The organism is Algoriphagus yeomjeoni, from assembly GCF_003259505.1.
Classification (GTDB): Bacteria; Bacteroidota; Bacteroidia; order Cytophagales; family Cyclobacteriaceae; genus Algoriphagus; species Algoriphagus yeomjeoni.
This window is the reverse complement of record NZ_QLLK01000003.1, coordinates 361322-375034: the sequence shown is the minus strand read 5'-3', so window position 1 is coordinate 375034 and position 13713 is coordinate 361322. Positions and strand designations below refer to the sequence as shown.

The 13713-nt window shown below is 39.9% G+C and carries 15 protein-coding genes; 5 read left to right on the top strand and 10 right to left on the bottom strand.

The features are described from left to right. Positions 1 to 39 precede the first annotated feature (39 nt). From rny to rpsT, 7 genes are all read right to left on the bottom strand, one after another. Positions 40 to 1605, bottom strand: coding sequence for a ribonuclease Y (rny, locus tag LV83_RS07175; protein WP_111610858.1), 1566 nt, complete (start codon positions 1603 to 1605; stop codon positions 40 to 42). A 68-nt stretch (positions 1606 to 1673) separates the two neighbouring features. Beyond that, on the bottom strand, positions 1674 to 1958 hold the full coding sequence (locus LV83_RS07170; protein ID WP_111610857.1) for a cell division protein ZapA: 285 nt from the start codon (positions 1956 to 1958) through the stop codon (positions 1674 to 1676). A gap of 1 nt (position 1959) precedes the next feature. Continuing rightward, positions 1960 to 2244 (bottom strand): hypothetical protein, encoded by a 285-nt coding sequence (locus tag LV83_RS07165; RefSeq protein WP_111610856.1) that lies wholly within the window; start codon positions 2242 to 2244, stop codon positions 1960 to 1962. 2 nt (positions 2245 to 2246) lie between these two features. Then, positions 2247 to 4658, bottom strand: a complete 2412-nt coding sequence (pheT, locus tag LV83_RS07160) for a phenylalanine--tRNA ligase subunit beta (RefSeq protein WP_111610855.1) — start codon at positions 4656 to 4658, stop codon at positions 2247 to 2249. A 117-nt stretch (positions 4659 to 4775) separates the two neighbouring features. Next, positions 4776 to 5393: a DUF1684 domain-containing protein gene (locus LV83_RS07155; RefSeq protein ID WP_111610854.1), complete on the bottom strand. Its 618-nt coding sequence runs from the start codon at positions 5391 to 5393 to the stop codon at positions 4776 to 4778. A 134-nt stretch (positions 5394 to 5527) separates the two neighbouring features. Then, entirely contained in the window at positions 5528 to 6223 is a 696-nt protein-coding gene (gene radC / locus LV83_RS07150) for a RadC family protein (RefSeq protein ID WP_111610853.1), read from the bottom strand. Positions 6224 to 6319: 96 nt separating this feature from the next. Further along, positions 6320 to 6574 carry a 30S ribosomal protein S20 gene (rpsT, locus tag LV83_RS07145; protein ID WP_111610852.1) on the bottom strand — a complete coding sequence of 85 codons (255 nt, stop codon included), beginning with the start codon at positions 6572 to 6574 and terminating at the stop codon, positions 6320 to 6322. A 293-nt stretch (positions 6575 to 6867) separates the two neighbouring features. Here rpsT and LV83_RS07140 point away from each other — a divergent pair, with 293 nt between their 5' ends. Then, positions 6868 to 7722 carry a zinc dependent phospholipase C family protein gene (locus LV83_RS07140; protein WP_394335794.1) on the top strand — a complete coding sequence of 285 codons (855 nt, stop codon included), beginning with the start codon at positions 6868 to 6870 and terminating at the stop codon, positions 7720 to 7722. A 110-nt stretch (positions 7723 to 7832) separates the two neighbouring features. Continuing rightward, the gene (locus tag LV83_RS07135; protein ID WP_111610851.1) at positions 7833 to 8183 is read left to right on the top strand and encodes a four helix bundle protein; all 351 of its coding nucleotides are present in this window, start codon (positions 7833 to 7835) and stop codon (positions 8181 to 8183) included. 53 nt (positions 8184 to 8236) lie between these two features. Here the strand turns inward: LV83_RS07135 and LV83_RS07130 are convergent, their stop codons facing one another. Further along, entirely contained in the window at positions 8237 to 9553 is a 1317-nt protein-coding gene (locus LV83_RS07130) for a pyridoxal phosphate-dependent aminotransferase (RefSeq protein WP_111610850.1), read from the bottom strand. Positions 9554 to 10004: 451 nt separating this feature from the next. Between LV83_RS07130 and LV83_RS07125 the strand changes: the two genes are divergently transcribed. Next, positions 10005 to 11219 carry a metallophosphoesterase gene (locus tag LV83_RS07125; protein WP_111610849.1) on the top strand — a complete coding sequence of 405 codons (1215 nt, stop codon included), beginning with the start codon at positions 10005 to 10007 and terminating at the stop codon, positions 11217 to 11219. A 98-nt stretch (positions 11220 to 11317) separates the two neighbouring features. Here LV83_RS07125 and LV83_RS07120 read toward each other — a convergent pair whose 3' ends face one another. Then, the gene (locus LV83_RS07120; protein ID WP_111610848.1) at positions 11318 to 11560 is read right to left on the bottom strand and encodes a hypothetical protein; all 243 of its coding nucleotides are present in this window, start codon (positions 11558 to 11560) and stop codon (positions 11318 to 11320) included. A gap of 163 nt (positions 11561 to 11723) precedes the next feature. Here LV83_RS07120 and LV83_RS07115 point away from each other — a divergent pair, with 163 nt between their 5' ends. Beyond that, a complete protein-coding gene (locus tag LV83_RS07115) occupies positions 11724 to 11906 on the top strand; it encodes a hypothetical protein (RefSeq protein ID WP_111610847.1) in 183 nt (60 codons plus the stop codon). Next, positions 11894 to 12199 carry a type II toxin-antitoxin system RelE/ParE family toxin gene (locus LV83_RS07110; protein ID WP_111610846.1) on the top strand — a complete coding sequence of 102 codons (306 nt, stop codon included), beginning with the start codon at positions 11894 to 11896 and terminating at the stop codon, positions 12197 to 12199. The genes LV83_RS07115 and LV83_RS07110 overlap by 13 nt, the downstream gene beginning before the upstream one ends. Before the next feature lie 87 nt (positions 12200 to 12286). Here the strand turns inward: LV83_RS07110 and LV83_RS07105 are convergent, their stop codons facing one another. Further along, positions 12287 to 13480 carry a 6-bladed beta-propeller gene (locus tag LV83_RS07105; protein WP_111610845.1) on the bottom strand — a complete coding sequence of 398 codons (1194 nt, stop codon included), beginning with the start codon at positions 13478 to 13480 and terminating at the stop codon, positions 12287 to 12289. Positions 13481 to 13713: the final 233 nt, after the last annotated feature.

The following is a 13713-nucleotide window of genomic DNA, read 5'->3' as shown; positions in this document are numbered from 1 at the left end:
ATATCTTCGGTCTTCCGCCTCCTGTCTTCCCGCTCTTTTCTACCTAGCATAATTCACTGATCTCATTTCTCTGATAACAGTTATTTTAATCTGTCCAGGATACTGCATTTCCTTCTCGATTTTCTGAGAAATATCAAACGAAAGCTTACCCGCCGTAGAGTCATCTACATTGTCTGCATCTACCAAAACCCGCAGTTCTCGACCTGCCTGCATTGCAAAACATTTGTTCACTCCGTCAAAGCTCAACGCAAGCTCCTCAAGGTCTTTTAGACGCTTGATGTAACTATCCATCACTTCACGTCTTGCGCCTGGTCTTGCGCCTGAGATTGCATCAGAAGCCTGAACAATCGGAGAAATCATAGAAGTCATCTCGATCTCATCGTGGTGAGCTCCGATAGCATTACAAATCTCAGGATGTTCCTTGTATCGCTTGGCAAGCTCCATACCCAACACTGCGTGCGGTAATTCCTGCTCCTCATGCCATACTTTTCCGATATCGTGAAGCAAACCTGCACGTTTCGCCATCTTAGCATTCAGCCCCATCTCAGCTGCCATGGTAGCACAAAGCTTGGCAACCTCTCTGGAGTGCTGAAGTAGGTTCTGACCATAAGAAGATCTGTATCTCATACGTCCCACCATTCTGATCAACTCAGGATGAAGGCCATGGATACCAAGATCTATACAAGTTCTCTCGCCGATTTCGACGATTTCTTCCTCTATATTCTTTTCAGTTTTGGCGACTACTTCTTCGATTCTAGCTGGGTGAATACGTCCATCTTGCACCAATCTATGAAGGGACAGTCTTGCAACTTCTCTTCTAACCGGATCAAAACCAGAAATAATGATCGCTTCAGGCGTATCATCCACGACGATCTCTACACCAGTTGCTGCTTCCAAGGCACGGATGTTTCTACCTTCTCTACCGATGATTTTACCTTTGATATCATCACTTTCGATATTGAATACAGATACGCAGTTTTCCACCGCATGCTCAGTCGCTGTACGCTGGATTGTATCCAAAACAATCTTCTTCGCCTGTTTGGTGGCAGTAAGTTTTGCCTCGTCAAGGATATCTTTGATCTGAGAAGATGCTCTGGAATTAGCTTCCTCGGTGAGCATTGTTACCAACTGATCACGGGCCTCTTCGCGCGTGAGATTAGCGACTTTTTCCAGGTCAGCAATTCGCTGATTAGTCACCCGATCTAGTTCTTCTTTTTTTACTTTGAGAGAATGTAATTGCGCATTTAAGTTCTCAGACTTACTATCCAATTCTGCTTCTTTTCTCTTCACCTGCTCCAATTCTTTGGAAACCTGTTGCTCTCTTTGCTTTACCTTATTCTCATTGGTGATGATAATATTCTTCTTATTACTCATCTCCTCATCAAAGTCAGACTTCAGTTTGAGGTACTTTTCCTTTGCTTCTAGAATCCTGTCTTTCTTGATGGATTCTGCATTGATCTCAGCTTCGCGAAGCATAGATTTCACTCGATCACGAGTTTCTTCCTCCAGCTTAGCATTTTTGTTTTTTATTAATGCGCCAGCAATTGCGGCTCCTGCACCAGTCCCGATAAGGGCTGCGAGGACGATATATAGTATGTCTCCCATAGGTATTTTGGATATAATTGAACCTTGGGGAATCTGAAAAATCTCCTGAATTTTTGTGTTGTGAATAATTACAACGCCTTAACTAATAAGGAGTTGATGTGAGAAATACTGGATTTTATATGCTCGGAATCTTCCGTATTAACTTGACTGGTTTCTAACGACTCCACCATGCAATCAAATGCTACCATTGCCAGCAAATCTTGGTTATCGTCCAGTCCGTATTCCTCTTTATACTTTTTTAATTTTTCATTAATCAGCTTGCCAGCATGACGGATCTTGGACTCGTCCTCGATCTTCACACGCATAGGATATTCCCTATCCCCTATTTTTAATCTGATGGCAAGTGTCTCCATATCACTCGGATAAGTAGGTGATTAAATGATCGATTTCTTGTATATAATTATTGATTAGGTCACTCATTTCAGTTGACTGTTCCGGATTCACCGGTTGGTTGTCTACAATGTTACTAATTTTAATTTTATTTTTAAAATGTTCGATTTCCTGCTCTTTTTTATCCAAAGCCGTACTTACTTCAGATAATTTTTGCTTCAATTGCACATTCTCCTCGCGTATTTCAAGCAATTTACTACTAGCTTGAAGCGCTAGTTTCTCTAATTTTTGCAGTTCCTCTTGAATCATTTCTATGTTCTTATCAATGCACCAACCTCTTTCTCAAAGGCTTGAATCAATTTACTCATAGTTTTGTCAATTACCTTATCGGTCAATGTATTTTCCTGATCTTGTAGGTGAAAACTCAACGCATAGGCCTTCTTCCCTGCATCGATTTTGTCTCCTTGATACACATCAAACACACCAATTCTTTTCAATAATTTCCCGCCAAACTTAGTCGCTACTGATTTTACCTGATCATAACTGACAGTTTTATCAATTACCAAAGAAAGATCTCTACGAACTTCAGGGAATTTTGAGATCTCCTCAAATTTCTTCAAGCCAGAAGCTTTTTTGCATAGCAAATCCCAGTTCAAATCAGCATACCACACTTCTTGACGAACTTCCGCCTGTTTCAAAATCTTATCATCTAACAAACCTATTGTCGCCAACTCCTTTTGACCAAGCATAATCTTCAACCCATAAGAAAATGGTGCTGTTTCTACCATGGAAATCTCCCCAGGAGTAACGTTTAACTTTTCTAAAATCGCTTCAACAGCCGAATAGATGTCTGCGAAAGCAAATGCTTTACTCGGCTCTAGCCAGCTTTCTGCTGTCTTTTTCCCCGTAAGAAAAAGAGAAAGTCTCCGGCGTTCTGAATATCCTTCTTCAGCCTTATTGTAAACGGTGCCAAACTCAAAGTATTTCAAATCTGTCTGACGACGATTGATATTTCTAGCCAGAACTTCCAGCCCTGAATACAGCAAACTCTGACGCATCACGTCAAGATCCTCGCTGAGTTTGTTATAAATTACAACATTTTCGGAGGGGTTCAGAAAACCAGATTTCTCAGCGTAAGTTGACTTAGTCAAGCTATTGGTGATCATCTCGTAATAGCCCTGACCGGTCAAAATCTCCGTCAATCTATACTGCAATTTATTCAGATCCTTCACAGGATGCTCCGCTAGATAATCCGTTTTCAGATTCTCTGAAAGCTCCACATTGTGAAAACCATAGATTCTCAAGATCTCCTCGATGATATCCGCCTCCCGAGTTACATCTACACGGTAAGGCTTCGCCGTCGCAGTAAATCCTTCTGCAGTTTCATTTTCCACTTTGATCTCCAGACTTTCTAATATCGACTTTACCTTTACAGGCTCAATCTTTTTCCCGATCAGGCGATTGATGTGACCATAATTCACGTCAATTACGAAATCTTGGATCGGCTCAGGGTAAATATCGATCAGCTCAGAGCTTACTTTTCCACCTGCAATTTCCTGAAGCAGTTTCACCGCCATTTTCAGCGCATAAACCGGCATATTTGGATCAGTTCCTCTTTCGAATCGGAAAGAAGCATCTGTTTTCAAACCATGAAACTGACTTCCTTTTCTAACGATATCAGGAGAAAAATAGGCTGACTCCAAGAAAATGGAAGTGGTGCTATCAGAAACTCCAGAATCCTCGCCACCAAAAACTCCAGCGATGCAAAGTCCTCCTTTAGGATCCTTAATCATCAATTCCTCACCGGAAAGCTTTCGCTTTTTTTCGTCTAAAGTCACAAATTCCGTATCCTTTGGAAGCTTGCCTACGATGATTTTTCCTTCGGAAATTTTTGCGGCATCAAACGCATGAAGTGGCTGACCCAAATCATGCAAAATGAAATTGGTGATATCCACCACGTTATTGATCGGCTCCAAATCCAGGGCTTTCAGGAAATTCTGAAGCCAAGCCGGAGAAGATCCAACTTTCAAATCCGTCATCACTACACCTGCATAGCGAGGGCAATCAGCCATGTTTTCTACTTCCACCTGAATCGCAGGACCGGAAGCCTCTACTTTAAATTCCGGAGCAGAATCAATTTTTAAATCTCTACCCAAAAGTGCCTTTAAGTCTCTCGCAACTCCTAAGTGGGAAGCTGCATCCGCACGGTTTGGTGTCAACCCGATTTCCAAGACCTGATCCTGACCAATTTCAATGAATTCAGAAGCCGGAGTACCATTTGGCAAGTCCGTATCCAACACCATAATCCCGGCATGACTGGACCCTAGGCCTAACTCATCCTCAGCGCAGATCATCCCTTCGGAAACCTCTCCTCTGATCTTGGCTTTTTTGATCTGAAATGAATCTCCATCAGAAGGAAAAAGTGTAGCTCCAACCGTTGCAACCAATACTTTTTGGCCTTTAGCTACATTCGGTGCTCCACAAACAATCGGAGAAACACCTGTTCCAATGTCTACAGTAGTAATGCTTAACTTATCAGCATTAGGATGCTTTTCGCAGGTCAACACCTCTCCTATCACTATGCCTTCAAGGCCTCCTTTGACGGAGACAAATTCTTCAAGTCCCTCTACTTCCAATCCAGATTGCGTCAGCAAGGCGCCGATTTCCTCCGCAGATTCGGTGTGAGGGATATATTTTTTTAATCGATTTATAGAAATCTTCATCAGTAAAACTTAAAGTGCAAATCAAAATTGATCTGCGTGATAAACAAAAGGGGTTCGAAAACCCCGTTTTATTCAATTATGCGTACAAATTTAAGAGATTTGAGCTAGGCAGAAAGGCTATTTCCCGTAATTTTTCTCTCCAACTGGAATTGGAATGTCTAGCAAATTTTCTTTGGGAGGAAGTGGACAGCCATAATCCGGATTATAAGCACAATAAGGATTATAGGCCAAATTGAAATCGATTGTGATACTATTCTTCCCATCTTGGCGGGCATTGATATAACGGCCTCCACCATAAGTCTCTACAGCGCTTGTTTCATCTGCAAAGGCAAGAAAGAAATTTCTCTTATCCGGCTCATTCATAGCCTGCAGAAGCAAGAGCTTTTCCGGTTTCCCATTCAACTCAAACTCAGCCCAAGAATGCTCAATGTATTTTTCTTTTGTGCCATCGGTGAGGGGAACTTCTCTTACTTTCCTGTCTTCTATATTCACCATTCTCGCCTTTACCTTATAGCTTGGGTCAATGGGATAGAAACTCAACTCCTTAAATGAGGCCTTTTGCTCCTCTGTCAATGGCGACTCAAAGTTATACCGGATGAATTTGAACTGTCGTTCGCGCTCAGCTTCGATTCTTTCAATGTAATCTTCTGGACTTTCTGTGCCTGTTAAAGTATAAACAACAGCAGCCAAAACCACCACAGAAATAATCAGAAGTATAATCGTATTGTTTTTCATGTGTTTATAATTTGATTTTTACTTGCCACATGGAATCTTCGCAAGCAGCATAATCATACCTCTGTGTGTCGCTTTGGGTCATGCTCGATTTCATTAGCTTATCTACTATTCAAGGGAACATGGCTCAACCTAAATCAGAGTGTTCCGTCATCGGCGAAGCTAAAGTAGCCACTATCTGTAAAAATCACATGATCAAGTACGGTCAAATCCAATTCTCGTCCGATATTAACCAGACGACGGGTGAGTCGCTTGTCTTGATCAGAGGGACTGATATTGCCACTGGGGTGATTATGAACCAAAATAATAGACTGCGCAAGATGCTCTAGAGCAATCTTGAAAACAACCTTGGGATCGACAACTGTCCCCGCAGTCCCGCCTTGGGAAATGAGCTGCTTTTTCATAACCAGATTACTTCGGGTGAGCAAGATTAGGTAAAAGTACTCCACTGCCGCATCAAGTAATTCCGGACGCATCAAATCATAAATATCCTGAGAACAGGTGATCTTGGGCTTTAGCACTGGTTCTGAATCTTTCCTTCTCCTCCCCAATTCCATAGCTGCAATAATCGATATGGCTTTAGCTTCGCCTATACCCTTAAACTTCTTCAAATCCTGAATGGACAGTCTTGCAAGTGCGCGAAGATCATAATTCACATCAGCCAAAATATGCTTCGAAAGATCAACAGCACTTACAGAAGGCGTACCTGAGCCTATCAGGATAGCAATAAGTTCTGCATCGGTTAAGGCTGATCTGCCTTTAAGTAGGAGTTTTTCCCGAGGTCGATCTTCTTCGGCAAGCTGGGAAATTTTGATAGAGGAGTAAGTATCCATAGCAATCCATTAAAAAGTGAGCTATGAATTTAGATACTTCAAGGCATAAAAAAAACCCTGACCAGCAGGGTTTTAGAGAATTAAAATCTTATAGAATTAACCTAGTGCAGAAACGAACCTAGCCAATCTTGATTTTTTGTTACTTGCGTTGTTCTTGTGAATCACATTCTTCTTAGCCAACTTGTCCAACATAGAAGAAACTTTCTTGTAAAGCTCAGAAGCTTCTACTTTATCAGTAGTTGCTTTCAATCTTTTGATAAAAGTTCTAGTTGTTTTAGCCTGATATCTGTTTCTCAAACGCTTAGCTTCGTTAGCACGAATTCTCTTCAGAGCTGATTTGTGATTTGCCATATCTTAATTATAATTGAATTTCTTTACGTGTCCCTATTCCGAATCGGAGTGCAAAGTTATTGTAATTTATTAATTCTGCCAAAGGAATTTTAAACATTCCCTTTGAAAGCAGTCAATTATAAACTCAATAAATTGGCAAAACCCTCGTTTACGGTGCAAATATACCGATTATCTATTCATATATCTGACAAAGATTTTGATTATTTTTAGGTATGAGAATTTTTCTAATATGCATTTTTTCGTTCTTTTTAATTTCAACCACACCAATTACTTGGGGATTTTATGCACATTCTTTGATAAATAGACTTGCGGTCTTTTCTCTACCTGAGGAAATGATCGGCTTTTACAAACCTCAGATCCAGTACATTACTGAGAATGCCGTAAATCCTGATCGTCGAAGATATGCCGTCGAAGGCGAGGCTGAGAAACACTTCATAGATCTGGACTTTTATGGAGATTCAGCAATGCAAATTCTCCCGAAATATTGGAATGAAGCGGTAGAAAAATTCACAGAAGACAGTCTTAGAGCAAATGGAATTGGGCCTTGGTCGGCCTATTTCACATTTTTAAATCTCACAAAAGCATTTGAAACCAAGAACTCAGCAGCCATTTTGAGGCTTTCTGCGGACTTGGGACATTACATAGGTGATCTGAATGTACCACTTCACACCACGGTAAATTACAATGGGCAGCTAACTGATCAGGTTGGTATTCATGGATTTTGGGAAAGTAGGGTGCCTGAACTGCAAGCCAAAGATTATCCGCTTTGGGTCGGGCAGGCGGAGTATGTAGAACAACCACAATTAGCGCTTTGGGACGCTGTGGCAGCTGCTCATGCGCAAGTTGATAGCGTATTGACTATAGAAAGGGAACTGACGAAAAGCTTCTCTCCTGATCAAAAATACAGTTATGAAGAGCGTAACAATTTAACTGTCCGGGTCTATTCCCGCGAGTTTACAGAAGCTTATGCATTGGCTCTAAACAGCCAGATCGAGCGACAAATGAAAAAATCCATCAAGATGATCGCTGATTTTTGGTTCACTGCCTGGGTGAATGCCGGGCAACCGGATTTGTCAACTTTTTCAAAGGAATCGGGGGAGGAAGAGGATATTGTTCCTGATTCAAAGATTAAAGTGAGAGAGCACTAAAATTCAGAAGTCTAAAGTGAAAAAGCTAAAAATATTTACCGAAATGTATTTGGGGAATTTGAAAATCAGAAAGATGAAGTGAAAAAGCTAAAAATGTAAACTAAACGATTATGGATAAAGACTTGAAGCAAAGAACCAAAGCATTCGCATTAGAAATTATAAAGCTTGTTTCAGAACTCCCCAAAAATACCGTTGGATTTGAGCTCGGAAAGCAAATAGTTAGATCTGGCACCTCCATAGGAGCGAATTATAGATCGTCTCAAAGAGGTCGTTCCAGAGCTGAATTTATTTCAAAGTTATCCGTCGTTCAAGAAGAAGCTGATGAAACAATCTTTTGGCTTGAATTGATATCTGAATCCGGGATTTCGCCAGAAGAAAGAATAAAACCACTACATAAAGAAGCCTGCGAGTTAACAGCGATTTTCACTACAATGGTCATCAATGCAAAGAGAAACATATAGAGCTAAACTCCTCGGGTTTTAGATTTTTCACTTCAGAATTCAGACTTTTTATTTCAAACTTCCACTTCCGACTTCAAATACTCCCCAATCGCTCTCCCTAATCTCCTAAACGTACTCTTAAAAACTTCCTCATTCTCCTCCAAAAGAGTCACACGGAAACCTCTTAAATCTGAGCAAAAAGAAGAAATAGGAACTACGCAAATCTGCTCAGCCGCCAAAAGATTATAAACGAATCGCTTATCCATTGGCATATTTTTCTCTTCCAACCATGAGTCCAGCAAACTTTGTAATCTCTCGTCTTCAATTGGCAGAAACTGATCTTCTTTCAATACTCCCTCATCAAATACAATTGTATTGTAAAAAGCTCCCTGTGTTGGATTAAACTTGATTCCTGGGATATCTCCCAAGATCTCACGCATCCAATCGCTCCTCTTACCTATCTGTGCATTTGCCTCTTCTCTGTATTTGAAGTAAGCAGGGTGCTTCATGATTTTCGGGATAGCCAATTGCGGTAAAATGGTAGAGCAAACTTCTATCATTTTGGCATTTTCCAGCGTCTGGCATAGCTTGGCGAACTCTTTCGAGGATTCACGATTATAAAATTCCATCCAGCCACAGCGTGATCCCGGCCAAGGGAATTCCTTGGAAATCCCTTTCAATGAAATAGCTGGCCGATCCCCGATTACGTCAGCCAAAGGAACAGCGGTGATGCCATTGTAGGTTATATTCTGATAGATCTCATCCGTGATCAAAAGCAGATTAAACTCCTCAGCTATTTTAACAAATGCCTCCAAAACCTCTCTTGGATACACCATTCCAGTTGGATTGTCTGGATTGATAATCAAAATTCCTACAATAGAAGGATTATAGCGGACCTTCAAATACAGGTCTTCCATATCCGGAAGCCACTGATTATCAGGATCTAGCTTATAGGTAATTGGTGCAGCGTTGGCATGAGCGGCCTCGGCAGAACTATGTGTGCTGTAAGCTGGTGAAGGACCAATAATTCGTGCCGTCGGAATCAAAAACTGATACAGCTTTGCGATAGCATCCCCCAGCCCATTAAAAAACAAAATATCTTCTGCGGTGATCTGAGTTCCACCTCTTTCGTTATTCAGATCCGCAAGAAACTTACGCGTTTCCAGCATCCCTTTGGAATCCGCATAACCATAAGTCTTGTCGTCTTTCATCAGGTCAGCGATGATTTCCTTCATCCAATCAGGCACATGATTGCTCTTTTGGATGGGATCACCAATATTTTCCCAAGTCATAGAATAACCCAAAGCTTCAACTTGACGTGCTTTCTTCACGATTCCACGAATCTCATACGTCAATTCTTCTGCTCCGGGTCTTAGGAGTAACTGTCTCATAGGTTTGATAGGCTGAATACAAAATAATTCAGCCGTAAAGAAACGAAAAAGAGGAATGAAAGTATCGCCTAGGGAAGAAATACTGAGTTTTTCTATTTCATTTTAAAACATCGCTTGAGGTCTTTATTATCTCGAAATGTTTTAGAATTTCACACTTTCAGAAAATAACCAAGCTCTTAAGGATTTGTAATTTTGCGCCAAGATCGCAGGATTTTAAATCAGGCAGATCAACATGGTAGGTATGACATTGAAGATTTTAACTCTTCGGATCAACTTTCGAAATTACAAATCCTTAGGCCTAATCACTTAACACCGAAGTAAATCCTCTGTTTTATTCAAGACAAATTCTTGAATCCATTTCAACCATTTAATCATTTTCTTGCGTAGCGTGTTTATTCTATATTGACATCCCTAGCAAGTCATCCTAATACCACATTTAAACAAATTTCACTTGGTTCGCATTACAATCCTCCTAGTCATCGTATTCCTTATCGACTGGTATTCGTATCAGGCTTTCAAAACTACTTTCCCTGAGCAAAGCTGGATTAAGATAGGGTTCTGGATTTTTTCTATTTCACTGTACCTTTTTGTAGCCTATGGTTTTCTGACCTTCAGCAGAAGTAATCTGAGCCCCAACTTTGGAAGACTTATCTCCCTGCTGGTGTTATCGTTGATTCCTAAGATCATTGTCCTAGGCTTTATGTTTGGGGAAGATATCTTACGCTTTTTAACCGGGATATTTTATTCGGTCGCTGGCCATCAGGAAGGGGATTTTCTAGCAGATAGAAGAAAATTTGTAAGCCAAACTGCATTGATAATTTCTGCAATTCCTTTTTTAGGAATATTGCATGGCGTATTAATAGGAAAATACCGTTATCGGGTAGTGAATCATACGCTGGAATTCGATGACTTGCCGGAGGAATTTGACGGATTTACTATCACCCAGATTTCAGATATACATTCCGGAAGTTTTGACAATAAAAAGAAACTGGAATATGGCATTGATCTGATCAACCAGCAAGAATCGGATGTTATCCTTTTTACTGGTGACTTGGTCAATAACCAATCGGAGGAAATGGAACCTTGGATCGACACATTCAAAAAGCTGAAAGCTCCCATGGGCAAGTATTCCATCTTAGGAAATCATGACTATGGGGATTATGTGTCTTGGCCTAGTAAGGAGGCCAAAGAAGCCAATATGCAGCGTCTGTACGAAATCCAAAAAGAATTGGGTTTCACACTTTTGCGCAATGAAAATATCAATCTGGAAAAAGGAGGCGCAAGTGTAGATCTAATCGGTGTGGAGAACTGGGGAAAGGGATTTGGACAATACGGAGACCTAAAGAAAGCTACGGCAAACCTGAGCGATAAAAGTTTTAAAATACTCATGAGTCACGATCCTTCTCACTTTGACGAGCAGGTGAAAAATTTCTCCCAATTCATCCATCTAACCCTAAGTGGACATACCCATGGGATGCAGTTTGGGATCGAGATCCCCGGTTTTATCAAATGGAGTCCCGCTTCCCTTCGCTATCCGAAGTGGGCTGGATTGTATGAGGAACTTGGACGTTACTTGCATGTCAACCGTGGATTTGGATTTTTAGCCTTTCCGGGAAGAGTTGGGATTTGGCCGGAGATTACGGTGATTAAGTTAAAGAGGAAGTAATTTTTTTTTAAAAACTTTAGAAGATTGAGCCATAAATGGACATAAAAGCCATTTACTATAGAAACTGAAATAAACCTATTCCATAGCAACTACTATCTTCAATCAAGATCAACCTCCTCTTTGAATCGATAGATAAACAGCACAGGATTGTCATCTCGCTTAATATCCAAAGGAACTATAAAACATGTATCAAAAAACTGTGACATTTTAAAGGTTTTCGGATCACTTACATCTACATATATTTCCTGGGTAGTTACTCCCTCATAATCGGAATCTGGTTCCTTGCAGGAGAAAAAAGTCAAAATAAGAAGTGATGCGGTAAAAGTTAAAAAGCGGTTCATTAAACTAAATCTATAAAAAATAAAAACCTCCTCCAAGTTTGATCAAAAGACTCAAAGAAAGCTTTACATTCTTTAACAAAATTTACAACACCTACATTTAGACTTGGTTAGAAAAAAAACTCCTCACTCCTAAAATCCTTATATTTGATTAAACTCGACTCATATGTTAACTAAAACATTGGTAAAAAAACAATTAGAGAAGCTTCCAGAGAAGTTTTCTTTAGACGACTTGGTAGAGCATTTAATTCTAGTTCAGAAATTGGAAAAAGGGCTCAGAGATTCGGAGGAAGGCAAAGTGCTTTCGGAAGAAGAACTAGATCAAGAAGTCAACAAATGGTTCGAGTAAATTGGACGGATCAAGCAGTAAATGATCTGAAAGAAATTGCCGAATATATTAGTAAGGACTCCAAACGATATGCTAAAATTCAGATCCAAAGAATAATAAGGCAGAGAACCCATATTCTGAAACAATTTCAACTCGCTGGTCAAAAACTAGAAGTTTTTGGTGATTTAAATATCCGACAACTTGTTGAAGGCAGTTATGTAATCCTTTACCATGTAAAAGTAGATAATCAGGTTGATATTTTGACAGTTCACCATTCATCTAGAGATCTCAATCAAAGAGCACTACTTTTTTAAAAACTTTAGAGGATTGAGCCATAAATGGACATAAAAGCCATTTACTATAGAAACTCAAACAAACCTATTCCATAGCAACTACTATCTTCAATCAAGATCAACCTCCTCTTTGAATCGATAGATAAACAATACCGGGTTATCATCTCGCTTAATATCCTTTTCCCTTAAAAAATCAAGGTATGAATTAGCCATGCCTTGAGAATTCCTCAGCACCTCATCCACAACAGCCGCAGGTATGATTCTCACATAAAACTCTGGCTTGGAAGATACCTCACCAGCAAATGCATTGCCTGAAGGAAAACCTGTAAGATCATCATCAATTTCATTTACATAAATGCTTTTTCCGGTTTCCTTATTATAGATAGCCGTACGAACAGCAATGCCTTCAATCACAGGCAAAAACAATAAATCACCTCCCTCAAAAAGAGCATTCCCAAAATAAAACAGATTATCCCGTGATGCTATATTGTAAAAAGACCTATCCGTCCCGTTGTCGATATCACTATAATCCAACTCCCTACCTGAGAATCTGACGTGATATGCTTTCTGTAACGTATCTCCGCCATACTCCAAAAAATAAGGAGACACCACATCAGAAAAATAAAAACCATTTCCGGAGGATTTGGGATATATAAAACTATACTTCGTTGATCTATAATGGAATGCTTTATCCCTAGAAAGAAATTTTTCAGGAATTAGTATCTCTTTGAAATCCTGAAATCCTACATCAGAAACCAAGAGTGACTCATTCTTACCATATGCATTCGCTCGTAGGAAATAAAATTTCCTGTCAAAGAACTTAAAGTCAAACAAACTAGTAATTGAATCAAGAAAAACATCTTTGGTCTTATCTGTATTTTGGTCGACGATAAGCAACTTATGAGTCCCTGCGCTGTAAATCACTACCTCTTTCTCATCAATCAACTGTGCATCACTAGGCCACTTAAATTCACCGGGACCCTCTCCTCCATTAGACAGAAACTTGATAAACTCACCCTGCCAATTGTACAAGTAAGCTTTCAGCATTTTCTTTTTATCCAAAACCAGAAGTTGCTCTTCATCAAAGTCCACCTCACTCACAATTCCGACTAATTCTCTATTATCTAAAGGAACAATAAAGCAGGTATCAAAAAACTGTGACATTTTTAAAGACTTGGGATTATTTATATCTACAAGTATTTCTTGGACATCGACTTCCTGGATTTCTTTCCTCTCCTGATTGCATGCAGAAACAATCAGGAATAAACTTGAAGCTATTATTAGTAGTAAAAATCGTCTCATTGAACTAAACCTATAAAAAATAAAAACCTCCTCCAATCCTGATAACCCAGATTGAAAGAGGTTTTATGATTTTTAACATACTAATCAATAACACCCTTCGACTTCACTCAGGGTGATACCTTACAGGATATCCACCGAAGAACTAGCAATGCAGCTTTATCACTTCAGATTTCTGATTTTATACTTCAACCTTTCTGAATACTGATCACTGCCACTGCCTACTTCTTCAGACT

What these genes read in the sequence shown, in the direction of transcription:
- LV83_RS07155 (WP_111610854.1), bottom strand. Translation starts at nt 5,393, where the DNA reads ATGAAAAACAATACGATTATACTTCTGATTATTTCTGTGGTGGTTTTG.
- LV83_RS07115 (WP_111610847.1), top strand. Translation starts at nt 11,724, where the DNA reads ATGTTAACTAAAACATTGGTAAAAAAACAATTAGAGAAGCTTCCAGAG.
- LV83_RS07120 (WP_111610848.1), bottom strand. Translation starts at nt 11,560, where the DNA reads ATGAACCGCTTTTTAACTTTTACCGCATCACTTCTTATTTTGACTTTT.
- LV83_RS07130 (WP_111610850.1), bottom strand. Translation starts at nt 9,553, where the DNA reads ATGAGACAGTTACTCCTAAGACCCGGAGCAGAAGAATTGACGTATGAG.
- LV83_RS07110 (WP_111610846.1), top strand. Translation starts at nt 11,894, where the DNA reads ATGGTTCGAGTAAATTGGACGGATCAAGCAGTAAATGATCTGAAAGAA.
- radC (WP_111610853.1), bottom strand. Translation starts at nt 6,223, where the DNA reads ATGGATACTTACTCCTCTATCAAAATTTCCCAGCTTGCCGAAGAAGAT.
- LV83_RS07165 (WP_111610856.1), bottom strand. Translation starts at nt 2,244, where the DNA reads ATGATTCAAGAGGAACTGCAAAAATTAGAGAAACTAGCGCTTCAAGCT.
- rpsT (WP_111610852.1), bottom strand. Translation starts at nt 6,574, where the DNA reads ATGGCAAATCACAAATCAGCTCTGAAGAGAATTCGTGCTAACGAAGCT.
- pheT (WP_111610855.1), bottom strand. Translation starts at nt 4,658, where the DNA reads ATGAAGATTTCTATAAATCGATTAAAAAAATATATCCCTCACACCGAA.
- LV83_RS07105 (WP_111610845.1), bottom strand. Translation starts at nt 13,480, where the DNA reads ATGAGACGATTTTTACTACTAATAATAGCTTCAAGTTTATTCCTGATT.
- LV83_RS07170 (WP_111610857.1), bottom strand. Translation starts at nt 1,958, where the DNA reads ATGGAGACACTTGCCATCAGATTAAAAATAGGGGATAGGGAATATCCT.
- rny (WP_111610858.1), bottom strand. Translation starts at nt 1,605, where the DNA reads ATGGGAGACATACTATATATCGTCCTCGCAGCCCTTATCGGGACTGGT.
- LV83_RS07135 (WP_111610851.1), top strand. Translation starts at nt 7,833, where the DNA reads ATGGATAAAGACTTGAAGCAAAGAACCAAAGCATTCGCATTAGAAATT.